The 24,275-nt window shown below is 37.1% G+C and carries 29 protein-coding genes; 13 read left to right on the plus strand and 16 right to left on the minus strand.

Annotated features, from left to right (window positions below; translation table 11 throughout):
- The first annotated feature begins 46 nt into the window (after nt 1–46).
- Nucleotides 47–2,116 carry a transglycosylase domain-containing protein gene (locus ACTSKG_RS09305; RefSeq protein WP_464757909.1) on the plus strand — a complete coding sequence of 690 codons (2,070 nt, stop codon included), beginning with the start codon at nt 47–49 and terminating at the stop codon, nt 2,114–2,116.
- A 186-nt stretch (nt 2,117–2,302) separates the two neighbouring features.
- Here ACTSKG_RS09305 and ACTSKG_RS09310 read toward each other — a convergent pair whose 3' ends face one another.
- Together ACTSKG_RS09310 and ACTSKG_RS09315 are read right to left on the minus strand one after the other, a co-directional pair.
- The gene (locus tag ACTSKG_RS09310) at nt 2,303–2,443 is read right to left on the minus strand and encodes a hypothetical protein (RefSeq protein ID WP_464757910.1); all 141 of its coding nucleotides are present in this window, start codon (nt 2,441–2,443) and stop codon (nt 2,303–2,305) included.
- A 61-nt stretch (nt 2,444–2,504) separates the two neighbouring features.
- A complete protein-coding gene (locus ACTSKG_RS09315) occupies nt 2,505–3,020 on the minus strand; it encodes a YwhD family protein (protein ID WP_464757911.1) in 516 nt (171 codons plus the stop codon).
- A gap of 66 nt (nt 3,021–3,086) precedes the next feature.
- On the opposite strand from ACTSKG_RS09315, the gene ACTSKG_RS09320 reads away from it, so the two are divergent.
- Nucleotides 3,087–3,272, plus strand: a complete 186-nt coding sequence (locus ACTSKG_RS09320) for a 2-hydroxymuconate tautomerase (protein WP_387581828.1) — start codon at nt 3,087–3,089, stop codon at nt 3,270–3,272.
- Between the two features lie 253 nt (nt 3,273–3,525).
- Here ACTSKG_RS09320 and ACTSKG_RS09325 read toward each other — a convergent pair whose 3' ends face one another.
- From ACTSKG_RS09325 to ACTSKG_RS09335, 3 genes are all read right to left on the minus strand, one after another.
- Nucleotides 3,526–4,041: a YwgA family protein gene (locus ACTSKG_RS09325; protein WP_464757912.1), complete on the minus strand. Its 516-nt coding sequence runs from the start codon at nt 4,039–4,041 to the stop codon at nt 3,526–3,528.
- 13 nt (nt 4,042–4,054) lie between these two features.
- Nucleotides 4,055–5,350 carry an HD domain-containing protein gene (locus tag ACTSKG_RS09330; RefSeq protein ID WP_464757913.1) on the minus strand — a complete coding sequence of 432 codons (1,296 nt, stop codon included), beginning with the start codon at nt 5,348–5,350 and terminating at the stop codon, nt 4,055–4,057.
- Nucleotides 5,351–5,478: 128 nt separating this feature from the next.
- Nucleotides 5,479–5,706: a YuzB family protein gene (locus tag ACTSKG_RS09335; protein ID WP_387581821.1), complete on the minus strand. Its 228-nt coding sequence runs from the start codon at nt 5,704–5,706 to the stop codon at nt 5,479–5,481.
- Nucleotides 5,707–5,991: 285 nt separating this feature from the next.
- On the opposite strand from ACTSKG_RS09335, the gene ACTSKG_RS09340 reads away from it, so the two are divergent.
- The gene (locus ACTSKG_RS09340; protein WP_464757914.1) at nt 5,992–6,615 is read left to right on the plus strand and encodes an RsfA family transcriptional regulator; all 624 of its coding nucleotides are present in this window, start codon (nt 5,992–5,994) and stop codon (nt 6,613–6,615) included.
- A 143-nt stretch (nt 6,616–6,758) separates the two neighbouring features.
- On the opposite strand, the gene lipL is transcribed toward ACTSKG_RS09340, so the two are convergent.
- Entirely contained in the window at nt 6,759–7,598 is an 840-nt protein-coding gene (lipL, locus tag ACTSKG_RS09345; RefSeq protein ID WP_464757915.1) for an octanoyl-[GcvH]:protein N-octanoyltransferase, read from the minus strand.
- 12 nt (nt 7,599–7,610) lie between these two features.
- A complete protein-coding gene (pta, locus tag ACTSKG_RS09350) occupies nt 7,611–8,555 on the minus strand; it encodes a phosphate acetyltransferase (RefSeq protein ID WP_464757916.1) in 945 nt (314 codons plus the stop codon).
- Nucleotides 8,556–8,707: 152 nt separating this feature from the next.
- Between pta and hemQ the strand changes: the two genes are divergently transcribed.
- The 4 genes from hemQ to ACTSKG_RS09370 all read left to right on the plus strand — a co-directional run bounded on the left by hemQ (nt 8,708) and on the right by ACTSKG_RS09370 (nt 11,673).
- Entirely contained in the window at nt 8,708–9,457 is a 750-nt protein-coding gene (hemQ, locus tag ACTSKG_RS09355; RefSeq protein ID WP_464757917.1) for a hydrogen peroxide-dependent heme synthase, read from the plus strand.
- 152 nt (nt 9,458–9,609) lie between these two features.
- Nucleotides 9,610–9,978 (plus strand): cell wall hydrolase, encoded by a 369-nt coding sequence (locus ACTSKG_RS09360; RefSeq protein WP_464758006.1) that lies wholly within the window; start codon nt 9,610–9,612, stop codon nt 9,976–9,978.
- A gap of 18 nt (nt 9,979–9,996) precedes the next feature.
- On the plus strand, nt 9,997–10,326 hold the full coding sequence (gene gerQ / locus ACTSKG_RS09365; RefSeq protein WP_464757918.1) for a spore coat protein GerQ: 330 nt from the start codon (nt 9,997–9,999) through the stop codon (nt 10,324–10,326).
- A gap of 1,161 nt (nt 10,327–11,487) precedes the next feature.
- On the plus strand, nt 11,488–11,673 hold the full coding sequence (locus tag ACTSKG_RS09370; protein WP_464757919.1) for a DUF4177 domain-containing protein: 186 nt from the start codon (nt 11,488–11,490) through the stop codon (nt 11,671–11,673).
- A 1,104-nt stretch (nt 11,674–12,777) separates the two neighbouring features.
- On the opposite strand, the gene ACTSKG_RS09375 is transcribed toward ACTSKG_RS09370, so the two are convergent.
- The 5 genes from ACTSKG_RS09375 to ACTSKG_RS09395 are packed head-to-tail and all read right to left on the minus strand — an operon-like array spanning nt 12,778 to nt 15,047.
- Nucleotides 12,778–13,158, minus strand: a complete 381-nt coding sequence (locus ACTSKG_RS09375) for a DUF423 domain-containing protein (protein WP_464757920.1) — start codon at nt 13,156–13,158, stop codon at nt 12,778–12,780.
- Between the two features lie 29 nt (nt 13,159–13,187).
- Nucleotides 13,188–13,424 (minus strand): YwdI family protein, encoded by a 237-nt coding sequence (locus tag ACTSKG_RS09380; RefSeq protein WP_464757921.1) that lies wholly within the window; start codon nt 13,422–13,424, stop codon nt 13,188–13,190.
- On the minus strand, nt 13,421–13,600 hold the full coding sequence (locus tag ACTSKG_RS09385; RefSeq protein WP_464757922.1) for a uracil-DNA glycosylase: 180 nt from the start codon (nt 13,598–13,600) through the stop codon (nt 13,421–13,423). Before ACTSKG_RS09385 ends, ACTSKG_RS09380 begins: the two co-directional genes overlap by 4 nt.
- Before the next feature lie 37 nt (nt 13,601–13,637).
- Complete coding sequence (locus tag ACTSKG_RS09390; protein WP_464758007.1) at nt 13,638–14,294, minus strand: uracil-DNA glycosylase; 657 nt, start codon at nt 14,292–14,294, stop codon at nt 13,638–13,640.
- A 3-nt stretch (nt 14,295–14,297) separates the two neighbouring features.
- On the minus strand, nt 14,298–15,047 hold the full coding sequence (locus ACTSKG_RS09395; RefSeq protein WP_464757923.1) for a DUF4230 domain-containing protein: 750 nt from the start codon (nt 15,045–15,047) through the stop codon (nt 14,298–14,300).
- Nucleotides 15,048–15,151: 104 nt separating this feature from the next.
- On the opposite strand from ACTSKG_RS09395, the gene ACTSKG_RS09400 reads away from it, so the two are divergent.
- From ACTSKG_RS09400 to ACTSKG_RS09420, 5 genes are all read left to right on the plus strand, one after another.
- A complete protein-coding gene (locus ACTSKG_RS09400) occupies nt 15,152–15,412 on the plus strand; it encodes a hypothetical protein (RefSeq protein ID WP_464757924.1) in 261 nt (86 codons plus the stop codon).
- Nucleotides 15,413–15,480: 68 nt separating this feature from the next.
- The gene (gene thiD, locus ACTSKG_RS09405; protein WP_464757925.1) at nt 15,481–16,314 is read left to right on the plus strand and encodes a bifunctional hydroxymethylpyrimidine kinase/phosphomethylpyrimidine kinase; all 834 of its coding nucleotides are present in this window, start codon (nt 15,481–15,483) and stop codon (nt 16,312–16,314) included.
- 127 nt (nt 16,315–16,441) lie between these two features.
- On the plus strand, nt 16,442–16,792 hold the full coding sequence (locus ACTSKG_RS09410; RefSeq protein ID WP_464757926.1) for a YojF family protein: 351 nt from the start codon (nt 16,442–16,444) through the stop codon (nt 16,790–16,792).
- Between the two features lie 13 nt (nt 16,793–16,805).
- Nucleotides 16,806–17,492 (plus strand): bacillithiol biosynthesis deacetylase BshB2, encoded by a 687-nt coding sequence (bshB2, locus tag ACTSKG_RS09415; RefSeq protein ID WP_464757927.1) that lies wholly within the window; start codon nt 16,806–16,808, stop codon nt 17,490–17,492.
- 107 nt (nt 17,493–17,599) lie between these two features.
- Nucleotides 17,600–18,940, plus strand: a complete 1,341-nt coding sequence (locus tag ACTSKG_RS09420) for a YjiH family protein (protein WP_464757928.1) — start codon at nt 17,600–17,602, stop codon at nt 18,938–18,940.
- Nucleotides 18,941–19,423: 483 nt separating this feature from the next.
- Here ACTSKG_RS09420 and ACTSKG_RS09425 read toward each other — a convergent pair whose 3' ends face one another.
- Nucleotides 19,424–20,383: an L-threonine 3-dehydrogenase gene (locus ACTSKG_RS09425; RefSeq protein ID WP_464757929.1), complete on the minus strand. Its 960-nt coding sequence runs from the start codon at nt 20,381–20,383 to the stop codon at nt 19,424–19,426.
- Between the two features lie 173 nt (nt 20,384–20,556).
- Between ACTSKG_RS09425 and ACTSKG_RS09430 the strand changes: the two genes are divergently transcribed.
- Nucleotides 20,557–21,192 (plus strand): hypothetical protein, encoded by a 636-nt coding sequence (locus tag ACTSKG_RS09430; RefSeq protein WP_464757930.1) that lies wholly within the window; start codon nt 20,557–20,559, stop codon nt 21,190–21,192.
- Between the two features lie 41 nt (nt 21,193–21,233).
- Here ACTSKG_RS09430 and ACTSKG_RS09435 read toward each other — a convergent pair whose 3' ends face one another.
- The 3 genes from ACTSKG_RS09435 to ACTSKG_RS09445 form a co-directional block, all read right to left on the minus strand.
- Entirely contained in the window at nt 21,234–22,424 is a 1,191-nt protein-coding gene (locus ACTSKG_RS09435) for a glycine C-acetyltransferase (RefSeq protein ID WP_464757931.1), read from the minus strand.
- A 320-nt stretch (nt 22,425–22,744) separates the two neighbouring features.
- The gene (locus ACTSKG_RS09440; protein ID WP_464757932.1) at nt 22,745–23,416 is read right to left on the minus strand and encodes a hypothetical protein; all 672 of its coding nucleotides are present in this window, start codon (nt 23,414–23,416) and stop codon (nt 22,745–22,747) included.
- A gap of 466 nt (nt 23,417–23,882) precedes the next feature.
- Nucleotides 23,883–24,047, minus strand: a complete 165-nt coding sequence (locus ACTSKG_RS09445; RefSeq protein WP_464754350.1) for an amidase domain-containing protein — start codon at nt 24,045–24,047, stop codon at nt 23,883–23,885.
- Nucleotides 24,048–24,275: the final 228 nt, after the last annotated feature.

Raw genomic sequence — 24,275 nt, forward strand, 5'->3', positions numbered from 1 at the left:
TGTTCTCATACTAATGAAAACATCAAAAAGAACGGAGTAGATTTTTATGCGTCGTGTACAACACCGAAAAAAAGTCAAACGATCAAAACGCATGAAAAGTTTTTTTCTACTTAGTATTGCTGCTATTTGTGCAATATCCGGTGCATTTGTGACTCTTCGTATTTATGCGCAAATCGTTGGAGCACCTATTATCCAGGTACCTATTTCCTCTGTATTTTTAGATAATCAAGGAAATGTAATTGGAGATCGATTTGAAGAACAGAGACGTTATTGGGTTGCATTGGATGAAATTTCCCCTTTTCTATCACAAGCCGCAATTGCAGTGGAAGATAAGGATTTTTATAAGCATCACGGATTTGATTATTCCCGAATTGCTTCTGCTGTTTTAAAAGATGTAAAAGCAGGCAAAAAAGTCGAAGGGGCTAGCACAATTACACAACAATATGCACGAAATTTATTTTTAACGCACGAAAAATCGTGGAATCGTAAAATAAACGAGGCATTATTTGCGTACCGATTAGAAATTTTTTACGATAAGGAAGATTTATTAGAGGGTTATTTAAATACCGTCTACTTTGGACATGGAATGTACGGTGTAGAAGCAGCAAGTAGATTTTATTTCGGAAAAAGTGCAAAAAATGTAACACTTTCAGAAGCCGCATTATTAATGGCAATTCCAAAAGGGCCTTCCCATTACTCCCCTTTGGTAAATGAAAAAAAAGCTGAGGACCGACAAAGACTTATTTTAAAACTAATGGAAGATCAACAATTTATAACAACAGTTCAACGTGAAAGAGCTAAAGAAGAAAGATACGTATTAAAAGCGAATGATTCTGTTGTAACCAAGAAAACTGCTCCTTACTTTTTAGAAGAAGTTTGGAAAGAAGCAAGCGAAATCGTAAGGAGAAAAGGACATCGCATTGAAGAAGGTGGTTGGACTATTGAAACGACTTTAAATAGACAACATCAACAAGCGGCTGAAGAAGTAATTGAAAAATGGATGCCCAAAGGTGAGCTTCAAATTGGGTTTGTAAGCATGGAGCCTAAAACTGGATATGTAACTGCTATGGTTGGTGGTCGCAGTTTTGCAGAAAGTCCGTTTAACCGAGTAACTCAAGCAAAAAGACAACCCGGTTCCACGATCAAGCCATTACTATATGCTACTGCACTTGAAAACGGATTTTCACCGTTGACGTACATGAAGAGCGAACAAACCGTTTTCACCTATGATAATGGACGACGGGAATACGAACCGAAAAATGTAAATGGTGAATTTGCTGAACATCCGATTTCTCTTGCTCAAGCACTTGCTATTTCTGATAATATTTATGCAGTAAAAACGTTTGAAAAAATAGGATTTAAACCATTTCAACAATTAATACAGCGATTTAATATCGATATGGAAATTAAAGATACTCCGTCAACTGCACTTGGAACATCTGAAGTGTCTCTTATTGATATGACGAAAGCGTATAACACAATTTCTGATAAAGGAATTCAAAAAGAACCTACTTATATAACGAAAATTACAACTAATAAAGGCAAAGTAATATACGACATTGAAAATGAAAAAACGAAAGAGAAGAAAGTATTGTTGGAACAGGATGCATTCTTATTGTCACATTTGCTGACTGGAATGTTTGACCCTACTTTTAATGATTATTCTCCAGCAACCGGAAGTAGCATTCGTTCTAAACAATCACGACCATACGCAGCTAAATCTGGTACAACAAATACGGATCAATATATTATTGGATTCTCTCCCCAATTAACCGCAGGGGTATGGAATGGCTATGACCAAGGTAAACAAGTGAGCGATGCAGAAGCTAAGCAAGTAACGAAGCAAGTTTGGATAGAATTTATGGAAAAGGCTCATCAAGGATTACCAGTGGAGCCGTTTATTTCTCCTCCTGGTGTACGTGGAGTTATTGTTGATATCGAAACCGGTGGAATCGCAACGTCAGCTTGTAAGAAACAGCGACTCATCTACTTAAAGGAAAAAGACATTCCAACAAAATTATGTACAGATCCAAATTTGAAACAACAAACCTTTGAAGATAGCAAAAAAGATGACAACAGTTGGTCCATCTTTCCCTTCTCCTTTTTTGGAGAATAAAAAAAGATGGAAATAAGTTCGATTTGGAGAAAACACGCTTGCGTCATCCAGTAAATGGCACTTCGAAACCATTTTGGGGCTAGGCGAGATCAATTCGTGTCTAGCCGATACCAACTGCCAAATATGAATTTTCACCAAAAATAAAAAGCTTTCTAATACCTAATTTAGGTAATAGAAAGCTTTTTCCTAGTGAAGTATTTGCATTGAACTTGCTGAATCGGATTGGGTTGTCACGATGTCTACATGCCCAAGCATGAACACTTTCACTAAGTGTCCTAGCATTACTGTGAAGTAAGCTTTAACTAGATTGTACTTTTTTTTTGGCATTTATTCAACCTTATAAAACCATTATAGACATTTGTAACTATTTGGTCAGAATTAAATAATACTAGATTTTTAAGTCGTCATGTAATTTTTCATCGCTTCGATTCCACATATCTTTATTATGAGTTTGTAAAAAATCACTTAGTATATTCTTAGAACGATCATCCATAAAGTCCACAAGAATTTGCCTTTTCATAGATTTATCCATTCGATTTACATGATCCGCGAGCATTTTATAGCCTCGACGTTTTTCACGATTTATAACCATTTCGCATGCCGTGACTCCTGCATAATATGGACCTTCTTGTTTTTGGTCAATTGTCACCCACACTAGCCAGTACGGTTTTCCACCTTCTGAATCTTCTCGATTAGTCGTAAATTTAATACCGCGTTCTGTATCACTTCTCGCATGCATTGCACCAATCTCTACTCTTGCTACACCTTCTTCAACGTCTATTATTACTGGTGATACATTCTCTAGCGAAAGAGAACCAATACCAAATCCTTTATGTCCGTCTGTCGGATCGTTTTTTATAATAGTGAAGCCTATTTTTTGTTTTGGTTTTTCTTCATTACCCATTCGAAAGTTCCCTCCGTTCTGTTATGATACTAGTATACAGAAAAGTTCACTAAAGGAGGAAATGAAATGCCATATGTAACAGTAAAAATGCTCGAAGGTCGTACCGAAGAGCAAAAAAAAGCTCTTGTAGAGAAAGTGACAGCTGCTGTAGTTGAAACAGCAAATGCACCTGCAGAAAACGTTGTTGTTTTCATCGAAGAAATGTCTAAAAACCATTACGCTGTTGGTGGTAAACGCTTTAGTGATAAATAATTAAAATCGCCTCCCTCTTATAAGGTAGGCGATTTTTTATTTATATTAACTTATAGTGACGCTCATACCATCGATTGTTGTACTTATTCGACCGATTATTGTGCTTTTTCGACCGATTTTAATGCTTATTCGACCGATTATTGTCCTTTTTCGACCGATTGTTAGAAACATTCGACCGATTGTTGCAATGATTCGTCCCTTTCGTACTTTTTCTCGTACTAAGAGGGCAAGTATGCCGCATCGAAGTGCAATCCTACTGGATAGCTCGCTCATTCATAAGATTCATTACAAATGTAAATGCTTCTTCTATTTCATCTTCTGAAAAATTTAGTTTTCCTTTTACTACATGAAGCTTTTCGATTTGTTCCTCTTTTGGCATACTGTCAAAGTAGAGTAACGTGGAAACAAGTTCTAGAAATCTTGAGCTTTTGGCTTTCATTTGATTAATACAAGAATTTAATGCTGGGTTTATTTCTTCTACTTGGGCCATTTGCGTAAAATGCTCACCAGCATCCGTCATTTGATATTTATATTGTACGTAAGAACCTTTGTCTTGTCTTTCTTCATATAAAAAGCCCATGTTACATAGTTCTTCCACTCGTAAAGTTAGCTCTTCTGAGTAAGGACCATATACATGAAATTCATACTTTTCTTTGTAGGGGTATTGTAGTTTTTTTGCAATGTAAACCATTTTTTGTAGTTTCTTTCGTCCAGTTATTCCGTCTGCTGCTCCGATAAATTGTACAATTTTTGCATGTTCTTCTAGCAACGCAAACCCACCTTTACTTTAACAACTCTAAGATTTGTTTTTTCAATGCTTTTTTCTTTCCATCTTCTGTTAAAAAGTCTTCCGGGAAGTATAACTTATGATCCGTTCGTCGTTTCCCCGAAATTGCTTCTACTATTTCTGATTCACGTGAAAGTTCTCGAATCTCTCCTGAAGGCATAAGTAAATGGATTGGAATTCGCTCCCCTTCTTCTCCAGGTCGATAAAAGTCATAAGGTAAATCAGAAGACGAATCAAAAACCAAATAATATTCTGGATCTATACCCGCTTTTTTAAATAATAATTCAAGCTCTTTCATCTTCGTATAATCCTTCGCTAAATCAAATTCTATATATTGAAAGAGTTTACGATTTACAAACCGATCACATAAATCAGCTAATATTGGATCTTTTTCGTTCATCCATAGCTGAAAATAGGTCATTAAAACACCTTCATCTAATGCAAGATACTCTTTCAAAGAAAAACTTCCATCAAAAAAAGATTTAAAATGAGTAGGTTGTTGTTCAAAATCATAACCCATTTCACTTAATGCTTTTGCACGATGTAGGATTTTCGTTAATATCACTTCAGCACTTCGAGAAACTGGATGGAAATACACTTGCCAATACATTTGATACCTGCTCATAATATAGTCTTCTACCGCATGCATTCCGCTTGATTTAATAACGACTTGATCTTCACGAGGACGCATAACTCTCAAAATTCGTTCCATATCAAAATGACCATAGCTAACGCCTGTAAAATAAGCATCCCGCTGTAAATAATCCATTCGATCCGCATCAATTTGACTGGATATTAAGCTTACAACTTGTTTGTTTGAGTAAGTTTTTGCAACAACATCCGCTACTTTTTGTGGAAAGTCTTCGCTTACTCTTTTTAATATTTCATTTACTTCGGTATCTCCAAGCAATATAGCACCAGTAAATTTTTCATGGTCTAGCCCAAAAACGTTTTCAAAAGCATGTGAAAATGGACCGTGTCCTAAGTCATGTAAAAGAGCCGCACATAATGCTACTAGTCTCTCAGAAGCATCCCATTCTGGGCGCCCGTTAAAACTATCATCCACTATTCGACGAACAATTTCATATACTCCAAGAGAGTGATTGAAACGGCTATGTTCTGCACCATGAAAAACTAGATATGTAGTTCCCAGTTGTTTAATCCGGCGAAGCCGTTGAAATTCCTTCGCTCCTATAACATCCCAGATAACTTGATCTCGAACATGAATATATCGGTGAACTGGGTCTTTAAATACTTTCTCTTCTGCAAGCTTTTGCGTTGCATAGCTCATTTAGCCACCTCCATTATTATTCTTTCTATTATAAAGAAAAAAGCCGCTCTTTGAAAGGCGGCAAAAGTTCTGATTACACTGTCGGCTGTTCGTCGCACGGGAGATGAAAGCTCGGATAAACGGACTCTCTACCTTTCTAGTTTGGCCCGGACTTTTTCCATTAATTCGTCTTCTGAAAGAGCCGCCACAGGTCGATTATTAATAAATGCGAACGTCTTTTTTCGCCCTGGTCCACAGTAAGATTGACATTCTTTTATTTCAATTTCTGCTTCTGGATCTATCGCCTTTAGCTTTGGTATTAGTGATTTTAAATTAACGGCCTGGCATTCATCGCAAACTCGAAAATGGTTTCCCATATTTCTACAACCCCTTCATTAATAATGCCTCAGCATAATTGTATCCAAACTCTGAATTGTGCTTAAGATCCGATAGACTGAAAGCACTAACTTTGACAATTGGATACCATCCCTCAACTTTTATTAAGAGACTTCCACTGAAACATGTTAATAGTAATAGTCTACAGGTCATTGTATCTTAAAGCTTATATTGCTATCAAGTGTAATTTAAGTGAATAAAAGAGCAGTAAGTTGTCCATTATGTTAATAGAACAACGAAACTATGAACATGGTAGGAGGACAAAAATGGTAAAAATAAGACAAGATGCTTGGATGGATGAAAACGATGAAATGTTAGCAGAAATGGTGCTAAGACACGTCCGCGAAGGAAGCACACAGTTAAATGCATTTGAAGAGGCTGGAGATGAATTAAATCGAACAGCTGCTGCATGTGGATTTCGCTGGAATGCTGTCGTTCGCCATCAATATGAAGCAGAATTAAAAGAAGCAAAAAAAGAACGAAAAGAAAAGCTTCGGATATTAGGTAAAGATTATAGACGAAGAGGAAATGGTATCTATTTAGCAAAACCAGCTGAAAGCGGCGAACGCACAGCCTCTATTCCTGTTTCTGCATTATCAATAGATATTATTATCGCATATCTCGTTCGATTACAGCATAGCGATTCGGATATTTCGAGGTATCGCCATTTGGCTACTATTTCTAATGAAAAAATTCGTAAACTAGAAAGCGAACTTGCAAAACTAGAAAAAGAAAATGCGGCAATTAAACAAGATTACGAGCAATTCGTCCAAATTATGAATCGTGCAAGACGATTAGTTACTTTAAATGATGAAGAGATTCCAACTGTACCCGTATTTCAAATGGAGAAAAACGGCAACTTAGTATCAAAAGAACCACCAACTATTTAACAAAATTCAGCAGGAATTAAACCCTGCTGAATTTTGTTATGGATAAGGATTTCAACTGGAGGTTATGAAAGAAACAAATTTTCTTTCTATCTAGACCAAGTGCAAGCATACAGCCTGTCAGGCCATATGCGCTTGCATTTTTCTTATTTCTGGAGCATCTTTTTATTGCGATCTACTACCCGTTGCATATAAAACTGGTAGAGTTCCATTTCATCTTGTGTAACAGATTGAGACACTACTTTTGTAGACAGATGTTGTAATATTTGTTGGATTCGTATGACAATATCTTCGACTGTAAAATTTGTATCAAGCAATTCATTTAAAGAGGCCATCACTTCTGGGTTAATTACCGGATAACTAAACTTTGTGTCTTCTCCTTGAACTCCTATTTCATAAAATTGGCGAATCAAATCTGCTCGCTCGCTTCCACTACCTTCAATGCATAAATAAACTTGGACCGCAATACCTTGTCGAAGTCTTCGTTGCGAAATTCCAGCAAATTTTTTTCCACCAATACTTAAATCATATGAACCTGGACAGTACGATCCTACAATTTCATAAGCTTCTATTTTCCCATTGGCTTCTGGAAATAAAATCCTAACAAATTCTAGCATTACTTCATAACCAGTAGAAATATCAATAGATTGCTTATTTTCCGATAGAACAATCGAAACATTGAGCACTCCATCATCTAAAACTACTGCAAGACCTCCCGAATTGCGCACAATAGGAGCAAACCCTTGAGTACGCAGGAATTCCTGTGCATCTTCGACAAACGGTAGTCGGTGATCTTGTATTCCCAATACAACCGTATTCGTGTGTACCCAAGTTCTAATCGTAGCTGGGGTTTGCCCTTGTCCAACTAAATGACAAAGTAAGTCATCTGAAGCGAACGATTCCAATGCAGATCGGCTTTTCCCACTAAGCGATTGATCCCAAAACCGCCAACTTTCTTGTTGTAATAAAGATTCTATTTGAGACATTTATTTAACTCCCTATTCTAATGCTTGCGCTGCAGTAATATAAACTAGTTTGTATACATCCTCTGCTGTACAACCACGTGACAAATCATTAATTGGTGCGTTCAAACCTTGTAAGATGGGTCCGATTGCTTCGAATCCACCTAAACGCTGCGCAATCTTGTATCCAATATTCCCTGCATCTAATGAAGGAAATACAAAGACATTTGCATCACCTTTTACTTCTCCATTTGGTGCTTTACTTGCAGCGATTGCAGGAACAATGCTTGCATCAAATTGTAATTCACCTTCGATTGTAATAGATGGTGCTAATTCTTTTGCTAGTTTAGTCGCGTTCACCACTTTTTCCGTTTCCTCTGAGTGTGCTGATCCTTTTGTAGAAAAGGATAACATGGCAACTACTGGTTTTATTCCAAAGGCAGCTGCAGTTTTCGCACTTTCTACAGCTATTTCTGCCAAGTCTTCACTTGTCGGAGCAATTGTAATGGCACAATCGGCAAATACATAACGAAGATCATTTTTTACCATTATAAATGCGCCGCTCGTTTTCGTAATGCCTGGTTTTGTTTTGATGATTTGAAGTGCAGGTCTTACTGTTTCGGCAGTAGTATGTGCTGCTCCACTTACTAAACCGTTTGCTTTTCCAGTATAGACAAGCATCGTTCCGAAATAATTGACGTCTTTCAAAAGCTCTCTTGCTTCAAGCTCTGTGATTTTCCCTTTGCGACGCTCTACAAATGCCGACACGAGCTCATCCATTTCTTCATATGTTTCGGGGTCGATAACAGTAAAATTTTTGGGAATATTCTTAGAAGAACTAATTACGATAGGTTTAATAATTCTTTCATCTTGTAGTTTTTCAGCTGCTATTAAAATTCGCTCGTCTGTTCCTTCGGGTAATACAATGGATATATTGGCTCCGCTTAACTTATGTTTTATTTCTTGAAATAAATCAGCCAAATGTGCCCCTCCTATTGAAGTTCTCGTTATTTTTAAGCATACACGAGTTTGTCACAGATTGTCATGTGAAATACATGCGAAACGGGAAAAAGTGGTGGTTGTATGATACACTAAAAATGCGAAATTTTTAATTAAAAGGAGTGTCTTACTCAATGAATGAAGCAGCAATAACACTAGATGGTTGGTACGTTTTACATGATTTCCGCCAAATGGACTGGACATCATGGAAACAAATAGATCCAGAACTTCGAAAACAAGCAACAGATGAATTTATCGCATTTTTAGATGAATTACAACACGCAGATGATGCTAAAACAGGTGCCCATGCATTTTACACAATCGTTGGCCAAAAAGCAGACTTCATGTTAATGACATTGCGCCCAACAATTGATGAACTTCAAGAAATAGAAGCTAAATTTAATAAACTAACGATTGCTGACTTCACCATCCCTGCTTATTCTTATGTTTCCGTAGTTGAATTATCTAACTACTTAGCAGGTGAATCCAACGAAGATCCGTACCAAAATCCACATGTACGTGCTCGTTTATATCCAGAACTTCAACGTTCACAATACATTTGCTTCTATCCAATGGATAAACGTCGCAATGGTGAAGATAACTGGTATATGCTTTCAATGGAAGATCGTCGTGCACTTATGGCAAGCCATGGAAAAATTGGTCGCGGTTATGCAGGTAAAGTAAAACAAATCATTTCTGGTTCAGTTGGCTTCGACGATTTCGAATGGGGCGTAACTTTATTCTCAGATGATGTTCTTCAGTTTAAAAAATTAGTTTATGAAATGCGTTTTGATGAAGTAAGCGCGCGCTATGCTGAATTTGGTTCCTTCTTTATCGGGACAATCCTTGCTGGTGAAAAGCGCGGAGAGTTTTTTAATATTTAATAGTAACGGACTGCATTTAATGCAGTCTTTTTTATTTTTCATGATTGCTTTTGGGTATTATGTTCCAATTCTTTGCATAGTGTATTGTAGGAGGTGATGTATTGGCAGTAGTCCGTTCTACGGCGAAGCAATTGGATTTACTTGCAAGATTAATGCGTGCAGAAGCGGAAGGTGAAGGAAATCTAGGAATGCTACTGGTCGGAAATGTTGGAGTAAACCGAGTTCGTGCTGACTGCTTAGACTTCAAAAATGTCCGCAATTTGGAAGATATGGTTTTTCAAAGTCCCGGTGGTTTTGAAGCAACAACAAAATCGTATTTTTATCAGCGTGCACGGGAGAGTGATAAAAAACTTGCAACGCGTGTGATTAACGGAGAACGTTTTCATCCTGGAGAGCGATCTTTATGGTTTTTTGACCCAGGTGGCAATTGCCCTGCTCAGTGGTTTAACCAATGGAACACTGGACGTTTTAAAGCACACTGCTTCTACTCCCCTTCAGCTGAGGATTGCCCTAGCATTTAATTTAGAAAGGATGTATGAATGGTTCAATATTATTGGCACCCCGGAAGCTATCCACAACAGCAGCAGCAACAAATGACCCCACCAAACGTTCAACTACCCGCTACTAGAAGACGTCAGGAAGAATCCTATATCGAAAACATTTTGAGAATGAATAAAGGAAAGCTTGGCACATTCTATTTTACTTTCGAGCACAGCAAAGAGCATAACTCCAAAGTAATTACAGGTTATGTTGAAGCTGCTGGCCGAGATCACGTTATTATTAGTGATCCAAACGGCAAAAGATACTTAATGCTAATGATTTACTTTGACTATGCAACATTTGATGAAGAAATTAATTATAACTTATGAGAAAAGAGGCTTATCCGACATTGCGGATAAGCCTTTTATGAATTAGTTTCTTTCCTATGCGAATGAATCTCTTATTTTGAAAAGTTATTATCGATTAGAGTGAATTGGTTGCTCTTGAGGCAGAATTGGTTGCTCTTTGCCCCTATTTAGTCGCTCTCACATGCGAATTGGTTGCTTTCATGTTGCAACTGGTCTCGCTTTGCCAATTACTAACTGTTAATAGATAATAATTACAGGCAAATTAATGAGCTTGTGTTACTTTATAGTGTCTCACCTGAAGATAACTCGTTGTTATGAGAAATGGTCGCTCTTATGCAGGAATTGGTTGCGGTTAGGTGCAAATTGGTTGCTCTTGTATCTGAATTGGTTGCTCTCATGTTGCAACTGGTCTCGCTTTGCCAGTTACTAACTGTTAATAGATAATAATTACAGGCAATTTGCTACTCTTATAGTGTCTCACCTGAAGATAACTCATTGTTTTGAGAAATGGTCGCTCTTGTGAAGGAATTGATTGCTGTTAGATCCAGATTGGTTGCTCTTGTATCTGAATTGGTTCCTCTCACGTTGCAACTGGTCTCGCTTTGCCAGTTACTAACTGTTAATAGATAATAATTACAGGCAATTTGCTACTCTTATAGTGTCTCACCTGAAGATAACTCATTGTTTTGAGAAATGGTCGCTCTTGTGAAGGAATTGATTGCTGTTAGATCCAGATTGGTTGCTCTTGTATCTGAATTGGTTGCTCTCACGTTGCAACTGGTCTCGCTTTGCCAGTTACTAACTGTTAATTGATAATAATTACAAGCAAATTAAAGAAGAGTATCCCACTTACCTTCCATAAGGAACGACTTGCTCGTTATAAATTAACTGGTTCGTTTGTTGTGAAGAAAAAAGTACATAACAACATAATTGGGGACGCAATTTACAAATGTATTGGTGGCTCCTTTTTTTGTTGTCATATCATACTTCAATATATTTGACACTCTGATTAACATATTAATTCACATACTAAGTGTAGACACCACATAATTTATGCGGTATTGTTAAAACAAATGCTAAAACTGGTGCGAATTAGGGAAACTAAACTTCTTTTTTGAAGGAAATTTGAAATTTTTTGCTAAAATTGAAGGGAAACTAAGATGAGACCAAGGGGGTATTAATATGTTTAAATATGAATTTGTTAATATTAAGATTGACTGGAATGGTAATCCTAAAGAAAATCCAGAGGAGATTATAAAAAAGTATGCACAGGAAGAATGGCGTTTACATACCTTTGCACCACTATCATCAACCACTGGTGGCACAACTGATATAAAACTCATTTTTGAAAAAAAGGTCATTGAATAAGGATAGCAAAATATACATCAAAAAAAACGCTCATATCTGAGCGTTTTTTTACTTGCCATTTATATTGTCAATTTGTTATTGAAATATGTGCTGATTAATAGTGTATTCAGATGTTAATAGCGTTTTTCTCCCCATCAACCGAACCCGTGCCACTCTTTTTTTTATTTTGAATCACATAGTTTTTTAAATCTACATGCCAGTAAGCCATCACATCGGCCGCCCCATTGGCACCTCATCCGATTCTCTGTCAATATGTATCAAATCGCCATCTTCCGGATTTCCTAGTTTCAATTCCTTATGAATTTCCTTCAGCAATCCACCCTAGGTAATCAATCGTTTATAGGCAAGGGCCGAATCCATGTCCTTCACGGTTTGAACGTTTTCCTCCGTGACCTTGTAGCCCCTAATCACATCCGTATCCTTCACTGGATACTTCGACACTTTAATCCTTGCTACTTTATTGTTTCTCCCTGAAGATAACTCCTTATTATGAGATATGGTCGCTCTTGACCCAAAATTGGTTGCGGTTAGATGCAAATTGGTGCTCTTGTATGTGGATTGGTTGCTCTCACGTTGCAACTGGTCACGCTCTGCCAGTTACCAACTGTTACTAGATAATAATTACAGGCAAATTAGCTGAAGCTTTGCTATAAATAATGTCTCACACAGAGTTAACTCTTTGTTATGAGAAATGGTCGCTCTTACGTAAGAATCGGTTGCGGTTAGATGCAAATTGGTTGCTCTTGCATGTGAATTGGTTGCGCTCACGTTGCAGCTGGTCTCTCTCTGCCAGTTACTAACTATTAATAGATAATAATTACAGGCAAATTACTACTTTATTGTGTCTCCACCAGAAGAGTTAACTCTTTGTTATGAGAAATGGTCGCTCTTGCGCAGGAATTGATCGCTCTTTGCCCCTATTTGGTTGCTCATGCATGTAAATTGGTTGCTCTCACGTTGCAATTAGTCTCGCTCTGCCAGTAATTGATAATAATTACAGGCAGTTTAGCTGTGTCTTACACAGAGTCATAACATTTGGTCTCGAAAAAAATAATTCCATTCAAAAAAAGACCAAACCTTTTAAAGATTTGGCCTACCCAACTATTAGTTAGCAAATTTTGCTGCTGCAACGATTAGTAAGATCCATCCTACTAAAAACGCTACGCCTCCGATTGGAGTGATAGCACCTAAAATTCCGATTCCTGTCAAGCTTAATACGTACAGGCTTCCAGAGAATAAAACGATTCCGACTAGGATTAAATATCCTGCTGTATTCAAGGAAGTTACATGTCCTAGTAATTTATTACTCATTAAAATGCCGATTGCAATCAATGCAAGTGCATGAAACATTTGATATTGAACTGCCGTTTCCCAAATGGCTAAATACTTTTCAGATAGTCGTTCTTTTAAAGCGTGTGCACCAAATGCGCCTAGTGCTACAGATAAAAACCCATTAATTGCGCCTGCGATAATAAAAAATTTCACTAAACTCTCCCACTTTCTACGTCAGCTGATTAAAAATCAAATAATGATTCTCCGTTTGCGTCGTTTTCTTTTATTGTGATTGGTTGTGCTGGGACTACAGGTGTTGACTGGATAGGACTGACTGATGTAGCAGCAGAATCCAGTACTACATCACATAATGCACGGATGGCAGCAAATACCTCCCGTGTAGCCTGTCCATTCGTTTCCATTTTCGCTTTATGTATTTGTTTTTCTATTTGATTTAAAATTTGTTCATTTGAAATCATCTTTTAAGCCCCTCCACTTGCTTTGGTTCGAATTTTAAACAGTCCATGCCAGAAGTACGTTTTACTATTGTGGATGGAAGCTCTTTTGTTTTAAATTCATATGCCTTACAACCACGAGGATTACTGGCATCCCATGTAGTAAAAAAGTGTCGGCATTTAAAACAATTTACAGCCATTGGACTCCCCCACTTTCCATTCCATATAGTAGCATAATTACAGACAAAAATCGATTGGTGCCTCTCCCCATGCATGTAGTTGTACATTTATTTTAGAATATGGCTTACTTCCTAAAAATCCTCTATGTGCACTTAAAGGGCTCGGATGTGGGGCTTCTATAATTGCATGTTTACTTGTATTGATTAACTTCTTTTTCGCTTGTGCAGGTTTTCCCCATAAAACAAAAATAATGGGACTTTCCCGTTCTGACAATTTTTTAATTACTGTATCCGTAAACGTTTCCCAGCCCATTCCTTTATGGGAATTGGCCTCACTTTTCCGAACAGTTAAAACCGTATTTAACAATAAAACACCCTGCTCTGCCCATCGTTCCAAATATCCACTTGTAGGAATTGGACAACCCAAATCGTCCGAAAGTTCTTTGAACATATTACGTAAGCTAGGAGGGATTGGTACTCCTGGCTTAACAGAGAAGCTCATGCCATGCGCTTGTCCTTCCCCGTGATATGGATCTTGACCAAGAATCACCACTTTCACTTTATCGAAAGGTGTAGAACGAAAGGCATTGCCAATATTAGTTCGTTCTGGATAAATGGTATGTTCTGCATATTCTTTATCTAAAAAAGCTTTTAACTTCATAAAATATGCTTTTCCTCGTTCTTCTTCTAGAATCTCTTCCCAACTCAACACTATGCATCACTCCTTAAATTGTACCTGTACGTCATAGTCTACTAATTGGAACATTTCTTTCACGGATTTCGCTGCGTTTGCTTCTGCTATTTGCAATAACCCTTGCCCAGTAGTCTCCTCGATCATCATTTCTTTGGCAGTTTCCGCTAGGTCATATGCTTCTTTAATATCCGCTTTTTCACGAAATAATCCTTCATATGAAAATACTTCTACTTTATCGAATAAAATCTCTGGACCACCTAAAAATTGTGCCTTAGGCAATGTTAGCTTCGCTGTTTTATTCTTCTCGTCTACTTTTATATCAGACTCAGTCACTTGCGAAAAATCGACTCCCGCCCTCACGGAACCAGGCACTACAACTAAAAGTTGTCTCTTCGTTCCCGGTAAATCAACGACAATTTCTTTTCCAAATAATGCATTATCTTGTCGTTCAATAATTACTTTTGTAAATGCTTGAGCTGTTGATAACTCATTCAAAGCTTGTACTTGCTCAATAAATGACCCTTGATGTTCCGTAAATGTACTTCCTTTTATTGCCCAAAATGCAGCAAATGGTAAGGCTGCTAGGAGTAACAGAACAATAAGTGCAATCGCAAATAAAGATTTAGTTCCAAGTTTAAATAAAATGCTACGTACTTTCCAAAAACTAAATCCTCTTTTGAAAGGAGTTTCTGCTATTGTAGCGGCTGTTTCATTATGCGCTTTTAATTCTTCTAGTAATTTTTCCATTTCACGAATTTTATCGTCATTACGCATGTCATCCCTCTTTCCCTATCATTCTACTACGTTAACAGTAACGAAAAGTTTCTCTATTAACAACTATTCGTTACATGGTACGATGAAAAAAAGGGGATGTACAAATGGCAGATTTACATTATCGCGAAAAGTTGAAAACGATAGAGAAAGCAGCTACAACTTCTAACGAGATTCCAGATAAAGCTAAGACTTTAGGCATTGGCTGTTTCACGTTAGGAACTATTCTATTAATAGGCTTTCTTCTCTTTTTAGCATTTTCTTTATTTACAAATGGCATTATTATTGGTTCCATTATTACTATTTTCATTGCGTTTATTTTATTATTTGTTTTGTTTAAATTATGGATTGCTCCAAAGCTTCCGTAATTCAAAAATTTACCTCAATCTGATACAATGAGTTATATTATAGGTTGCAAAAAAGGAGATATTTTGACATGTCTATTAAAAAAACATTAACAATTGCTGGATCAGATACTTCTGGTGGAGCTGGAATACAAGCAGATTTAAAGACTTTCCAAGAACATGGAACTTACGGTATGAATGTTTTAACGGTTGTTGCGACAATGGATCCAGACAATGGGTGGAGCCATAATGTATTTTCTCTTCCAGTAGAAGAGATTAACCGTCAAGCAAAAACAGCGTTATCTACAAATGTAGATGCAATTAAAACGGGTATGTTAAGTACGGAAGAAATTATCGAAACTGCTGGTAATATTATCGAAGAATCAGGCGTGAGCAATGTTGTAATTGACCCAGTTATGGTTTGTAAGGGAGAGGATGAAGTACTTAATCCAGGTACTGTGGACGCAATGATCAAATATTTACTTCCACGTGCACAAGTCGTAACTCCTAACCTTTTCGAAGCTGGACAACTTTCAGGTCTCGGAATATTAAAAACAGTCGAAGACATGAAAGCTGCTGCGGAAAAGATTCATGCACTTGGCGCAAAAAATGTTGTGATTAAAGGCGGAAAACAACTAGCGCATGATAAAGCAGTAGATTTATTCTACGATGGACAAACCCATACGTTGCTTGAAACAGAAAAAACAGATACAACTTATAACCATGGTGCAGGATGTACTTTTGCTGCTGCCGTTACTGCTAACTTAGCAAATGGTTTAACAGTATCAGATGCTGTATTTGAAGCAAAAGAATTCGTCTCTGCTGCAATTGCACATGGTTGGAAGCTAAATCAATACGTTGGACCAGTTCTACACGGAGCAAAAGGAAAATTTGGAGCACCAACAGTAACTTCAACTACAGTTTAAGAATTCACTCGCAAAGTCTCTCTTGGCTTTGCGTTTTTTTGTTTTTAAGGTTAGTAGTTCAATCATTCGCTTCAAGAACTTTTTTTCATTATACTAATAATAGACAGTATGCTAGGAGGATATAGAGATGGAACTTGTTAATGTTGAACAGTTACAAGAGCTTTTGAATAATTTTGCAAACGAAGAAGTTTATATACATTTAGAAACAACGAACGGTGCTTATGCAACCCATTTTAATGAAAATGTGTTCAATGCTGGTGCCTTTATTCGTAATGTACTAATTCGGTATGAACTTGGTAAAGTGGCTGGTGAAGCTCCACATCGTGTTGGTTTAAAATTGCCTCATGGTTGGGTTTACGCACAAGGAATTACTCATTTTGAATTAGACGAGCATGGTCGATTACTAATGGCAGGCCACGATCAAAGCGGAAAACTTGCGGTTGCTCTTGAAATTAGTAGAACACCATTCACTTATTAAGGAGGAAAATTTAATGACTTTACCAATGGAACGACATGTATTAGTTGTGTTCCCTCACCCAGATGACGAGGCTTTCGGAGTTTCTGGCACGATTGCTACTTATATAAAACAAGGAATTCCTGTAACATATGCATGCTTAACTTTAGGAGAAATGGGAAGAAACCTAGGGAATCCTCCTTTTGCAACTCGTGAGACACTTCCTCAAGTTCGAAAACAAGAGCTTCTAGCATCTGCCAAATCTATGGGTGTTACAGATCTTCGAATGATGGGACTTCGTGATAAAACGATTGAATTTGAAGATGATGAAAAAATGGTTGGTATGATGGAAAACTTAATAGAAGATACAAATCCTTCTCTTGTTATTACATTCTATCCAAACTATGCAGTGCATCCCGATCATGATGCAACTGGTCGCGCGATGATTCGGGCAATCCGTCGTATGCCAGAAGAAAACCGTCCGACTATTTATGCTCTTGCGTTTTCTAACAATTCGAAAGCAGATCTCGGTGATCCAGATATTATTCATAATATTAAAGATTCCAGTGAAGAAAAAATGGGTTCGATGAGAGCACATATTTCACAAACAGCTTGGATGTTACAGGAAATGGACAAACGTTTAGCGGATGGCGAACCGGAAGCAGAGAACTGGCTTAATTTTGAACGATTCTACACATACGACTTCAGCAAAGATTTCGAATAATAGAACATCCTGTAATGCTATGGACTTTCTTATATAAATGAATTAATATGTATAAATACTTTAAACATATGTATAATTATTCATTTATAGAAAGTTGGTTCTTTGCTTTGAAAAAGTTTTCCTTATCTACATGGATTTTATTTCTGCTACCATCTATAGCAGGTGTTATTTTGTTTATGATTCCCCTTCCGACTTCGAACGGATTTAAAATTCCAATTGCGTTGTTAGGGAGTATATTATCTGGTTGGTTAGAACCTATTGTACATTGGATAGCACTATTAACCATGTTAGTTGCTGCAATTGGTTCTGTCCTATTTTTATTCAAACCGAAAGAAAATACGTTTGTAAATAATCTATTTAAAGTGACGTTATTTTGGACGGTTACGCGTGTAGTTGGAGCAGTATTTGCTATATTAATAATCTTCCAACTTGGGCCTGAAGTAGTTTGGAATGAGAATACAGGCGGAATGTTATTAAGTCCAGATGGATTAGTTTCTTTCCTTTTTACTATTTTCTTATTCGCTGGCTTATTGCTACCTTTGTTATTAAACTTCGGATTGCTTGAATTTTTCGGTACGATGATGGTTAAAATCATGCGTCCATTATTCAAACTACCTGGGCGTTCTGCAGTTGATGCACTGACTTCATGGGTTGGTGACGGTACTATAGGGGTTCTGCTTACAAGTAGACAATACGAAGAAGGATATTATACAAAAAAAGAAGCGGCTATTATTGGTTCTACTTTTTCGGTTGTTTCTATTACTTTTTGTATTGTCGTAATTGAGCAAGTTGGACTTGCTAATTATTTCATTCCTTATTATTTGACTGTTTTACTTTGTGGGGTTGTTCTTGCTTTTATCATGCCAAGAATTTATCCCCTTGCAGGTAAATCAGAAACGCATATTGACGGACGTCCACTAGATTTGGACGCTGAAAAGTATCCTGAAAGCTATAATGCGTTTACACATGGACTTGAAAATGCATTAAATACGGCGGAACGTAATCGTTCTGTTTCTAAGTTCTTTTCAGATGGTTTTAAAAATGTTATTGATATGTATATCGGCGTAGCACCAGTTGTTTTAGCTTTCGGAACAATTGCTTTAATGTTAGCTCAATATACATCGATCTTTGCTATATTAGGTAAACCATTTGAACCGTTGTTAATGCTATTTGGCATTCCGGAAGCTTCAGCAGCTGCTCAAACGATGGTTGTTGGATTTGCGGATATGTTCTTACCTTCTATTTTAGGCGGTTCGATTGACTCGGAGATGACTCGTTTCTTTATCGCGACAATGTCGGTTACTCAGTTAATCTATATGTCGGAAGTCGGTGGATTGCTACTCGGTTCGAAAATACCAGTGAACTTTAAAGATCTACTTGTTATTTTCTTATTGCGTACGCTAATTTCCTTCCCAATAATTGCGATAGTTGCGCATTTGCTATTCTAATTCGAATAACAAAAACGTAAGCGTCCTTTAATTTAAGTTCACCTGGTCATCACCAGTTCCCGAGTGCTTTGGACTAAACATTGGCTACACTATTAACGAAGAATTTTATGAAGGATCTGGAAGTGACTGCGTCACTTCCAGATCCTTTTTTTCGGTAATCTTGTGGCGGATGTTTGCCCGTCGCCCTCTTGAAATGCGTAGAGACAAGGTACATAAGTTTTGGATAATGAGAGAATAAATCCTTATCTATTCTTTTAAAAGCGGACGAAGATGCAATTTCGTCCGCTCAGCGCTTCTTTACCAATGGATACTTTCTATTTTTCTCTAGTACCACCTATTCTTATGAAGCCTTACTATTACAGGATTCCTAGCAGCCAAGATTCATATACTTTCTCTTAAAATAGGCTCCAGTGCCACTGTGTCTCAATTATTCCCCAAATTGCGGCTAACACAGTGGTTCGTGTAAAAAAGCAGCGAACCCTTTTACAAGGTGTCCGCTGCTTTTTTTGCTGCTAATTTTTCAAGCATATCTTTTGTCATTGTATCTAGATCATATTTATAAGTGAAGCCCCACTCTTCTTTAGCAGCTGTAGCATCAATTGAGTCTGGCCAGCTATTTGCAATTGCTTGGCGAACTGGATCCACATCATAATCCATCGTAAATGTTGGAATTACTTTTTTTATAGAAGCAGCGATTTCCTCTGGCTCAAAGCTCATTGCCGTAACATTAAATGCATTTCGGTGAATCAATTTAGATGCGTCTGCTTCCATTAAGTCTACAATCGCTTGAAGGGCATCTGGCATATACATCATATCCATATAGGTTCCTTCCGCAATATATGAAGTGTACTTCCCTTCCGCTAAAGCTTTGTAATAAATATCGACCGCATAATCCGTCGTTCCCCCACCAGGTAATGTCTCATTAGATATCAATCCAGGAAAACGCACACCACGAGTATCTAATCCAAATTTTTGAAAATAGTAATCACAAAGAAGCTCGCCAGAAACCTTATTAACTCCATACATAGTTGTCGGGCGTTGAAGTGTATCTTGCGGAGTATTCTTTTTAGGTGTGGATGGCCCAAATGCTCCAATTGAACTTGGTGTAAAAAATTGCATGTTTAATTCACGAGAAGCTTCGAGTGCATTCACAAGACCGCCCATATTTAAATTCCAAGCAAGTAAAGGCTTCGCTTCTGCAGTAGCTGATAAAAGAGCAGCCATATGCATCATCGTATCTGCACCAAAATCTTTGGCAACTTGATACATTTTCTCTCCATCAGTCACATCCAAAAGTTCAAAAGGACCGCTTTCTGACACTCCTGATGAAATATTTCTTATATCCGTTGCCAGTACATTTTCAGCACCGTATTCTTTACGAAGTTTTGTAATTAATTCCGAACCAATTTGTCCTAAAGCACCGGTGACCATAATCTTTTTCATATAATTTTCTTCCTTTCGAAAACAAATGTGTTTTTGGAGAGAACATACTATATCGGAAAAACGTTGATTTAAAGACGTTTTAATAAAGTTTATTATACGATGTTCGGTGGTGGAATACAACAACCCATTTTAGTTAGGATTTGGTATAATGAAAAGAAAAAAAGAGGTCCATGATGAAATTACTTCGCAATACATTAATTATTCTAATTGGAATAGCTCTAACAATTGTTATGCTTATGTATAAATTGCCAATTTGGCTTATCTATATCAGTATACTTGTGTTATACCTATTCATCTTATTTCTACCACAGTATTACACCGTATATAAATCCAATAATTTAAAGCGAATTGAACGATACTTAGAGGAAAACAAACGAAAACCTATTTTTGCCTATCCTCTTGCTATAAAGACGGGTGATCCAGAAAAAATCATCGAGGCGATTCAAGCCATATTAAATAAACATAAGAACCGCTACTTGCAAGAAGTGTATAAAACCAATCTTGCATTTTATGAAAATAACGTTTCAAAGGTAGAACAACTAGCGAAACAAATAAGCAAGGAACCCCTACGTACCTATTACATGACTTACGCAGAAGCATTAAAAGGGAATTATGAGGAAGCAAGGAAACTAAAAGAAAATTTGCCGACTGGTTGGATGCCATATGCGATTGAAGCAATTATTGCTAAAGAACAAGGAGATGTTGTTTCCTTCCGTAAAGAGGCAGATACGAGTATTGAACAAGCTCGAGGGATTCAGAAGTTTAGCCTCCTTCATTCTTTTGAGCATATGGAGAGAAATATTAAGTAATAAAAAAGCAGCCGGTTTGGCTGCTTTTTTCTTTTGTTTAATTATGAAATAACCCCAAGCTCTTTACCAACCTTCTCATAAATAGCCAATGCTTCATCTAGCATTTCTTTTGTATGAGCAGCTGTTGGCATATTGCGAACGCGGCCTGTGCCTTTTGGTACGGTTGGGAAGACGATAGATTTTGCGTAGACGCCTTCTTCAAATAGTCGTTTGGAGAATTGTTGTGTTAGTTTTTCTTCTCCTATGATACATGGTGTGATTGGTGTTTCGGATGCGCCGATGTTGAAGCCGAGTTTAGATAGTCCAGCTTTCAAGTAATCACCGTTTTCCCACAGTTTGTCATGTAATTCCGTAGAATCAATGATCATTTGAACTGCTGCAGTAATTGCTGCGACATCTCCAGGTGGTAATGCTGTAGAGAATAAAAACGGACGAGAACGTACTTTTAACCAGTCGATTAAATCTTTTTTCCCTGCAACGTATCCACCTACAACTCCGATTGCTTTAGAAAGCGTACCGATTTGGAAGTCGATTTCTTTTTCTAAACCGAAGTGCTTCACAGTCCCTTTACCTTTACCAGTAACGCCTGAACCATGTGCATCATCCACATATGTGATTAGGTCAAATTCTTTAGCTATTTCTACGATTTCTGGCAGTTTTGCAATATCTCCGTCCATCGAGAAAACACCATCTGTAATTACCATTACTTTATTGTATTTGCCAGATTCAGTTGCTTCTTTTGCTTTTGCTCGTAAATCATCCATATCAGAGTGATTGAAAGGAATAATTTTTGCTTTAGATAGTCGGCAACCATCGATAATGGATGCGTGGTTTAATTGATCCGAAAGAATTGCATCGTTTTTATCCATTACGGCTGAAATTGCCGCCATATTACAGTTGAAGCCAGATTGATAAGAGATAGCTGCTTCTGTTCCTTTGAACTCGGCAAGTTTTGCTTCTAATTTTACATGAAGATCTAGTGTTCCATTAATTGTACGAACTGCTCCTGCCCCAACTCCATACTTGTCCACTGCTTCTTTAGCAATGCGTTTAAGTTCTGGATTTGTAGCAAGCCCTAAATAGTTATTAGACGATAGATTAATAAGTTCCGAGCCGCGGACATTTATCTTCGCTCCATTTGGTCCTTCTACGGGGTCAATTTCGTTATATAAGCCTTGGTCTTTCAATTCATTTAGGTTTTCTGTTAAAAAATTGTTTAATACGTTTGACAAGGTCATCTTCCTTTCAAGCGAAATATTCCCTTCTATCTTACCATGCTCAGCCGAAAAGACAAAAAAAACCGCAGACAGTAGTCAGCAGCATTGTTTTGCATGAGAGAATTTCTGGATAGTTGGAATTTCGAGGTGTTTAGCCTTGCCAATAAATTAAGATTAACTATTATTCCTCTTACCTCTTTAATCAGTAGTGAACAGATAGCGTTTCTGAATATCCATTTTTTCTACCATTATTTGCAATGATAACTTATAAGAAGGATATATTTTATAACGATAATTTATACAATAAAAACCTGTTTCCTCACTTGAGTCAACATTCAATCTGTTGTACTATCTAGCTCCTTTACCCATTCAACATCATTCCAAATATCAGGATTGTCAATAGTTATATTTTCACCACGCACCATGAAATCATAACTATCTTTTGTGCCAGTATACCAATCAGCAATGACTAACTTTCCGTTTACATTACGTACAAGAAATTCAGTTACTTCGCCATAACTACCGACAGTCATATTAATTTGCACGGGTAATTTTAAATAGAGGAAACCTCCATCCACATCATCTGTATACTCCACTTCCCAAGCCCCAACCTCAATACTTTGTACCTTATCTGTAATATTGGTCTTTACATTCGTATCATATTGGGATTGAATTTTCTTTTTTGTATACTGTTTAAGGCGTTCGTTCTCGATAAATGTATCCAAATCAATATCTGAGCCGTTCCAGACTGCTTTATAATAGCCAGTCAACGCTCTCACAGACATTTCATAGGCCGTTTCAGAATCATGAACAGATAGTTCCCCTTCAATCTTAGCTACATATTCGGGGGAATCTTGTAATACATCCTGTTTCATTTTGGGCATATTTTCTGTATTTATAACACTATCTGTACTACTCGAGAATACAGGAGATTTTTTTTCGTGAACATTAGTATTATCACAGGAACTCAGTGTAAATAAGCCTACTAACAGATAAGCAAACTTCATTGTTTTCCCTCCAATTCAAATATGAATAAATATTTTGAAGATACAATTTAATTTAATGCTTATATTAACACAATTCGTCACCAATTTTATGCACAGATTTCCATAATGTACCTGTGAGTGTTCAACTTAAAATTTTTTAATGTTAAAATACACCACTATAATCCAAAGATTGTAATGGTGTACCATTTATCTTAATAATTAGTTGTAATAGTCGGAAAGCTTTATAACCTTTTTGAGTCATCTGGGAATATCATCTCCGATTTTTGTTTATTGTTATAGCTACCTACAGCACTTCGCACAGTAACACTCGTGGGATGTCTCTAATTATTATAACTTCCACTTAGATAGAATTGCAGAATACCTTCCAATTCATAAGGGTGATTGGAAGTAAAAATCAAAAGTTCTATTAGTAATAGAAGAACCAGCTGGACTATTTTATTATTCACCAAGAAATCATTAAGATTTGTTATATTGACCATGATAAGGAACGATTACTTAAATTTCTATAGTACCAACCAGTAGAAGAAATTCCTGTTTCATTTGTATCATAGGTAACTGCACCGCAAGCTAGGAGCGAGTGCGATACGAAATTTGTACTGTCCTCAATTCCAGGATAGACGTGAAAAGTCATAATAACTCACCACCACTTGCAGGTGAAGCTTTAATGTTATTTCTTTTACGCCAGTCAAAATATTGACCGTGCCAATCCCCTATTTGTTCCTCGGCTAATTCTATACACATTTAACATAAGTTCAAGAGGAACAAATACCATAAGATCGCAGAATGCGAATACCTTTAATTAACCACATACCACCGATTGGATAAGAAATTGAAAGAGTTCCGAATAATGGCAGGACTA

This window comes from Psychrobacillus syltrankelensis, assembly GCF_055454035.1.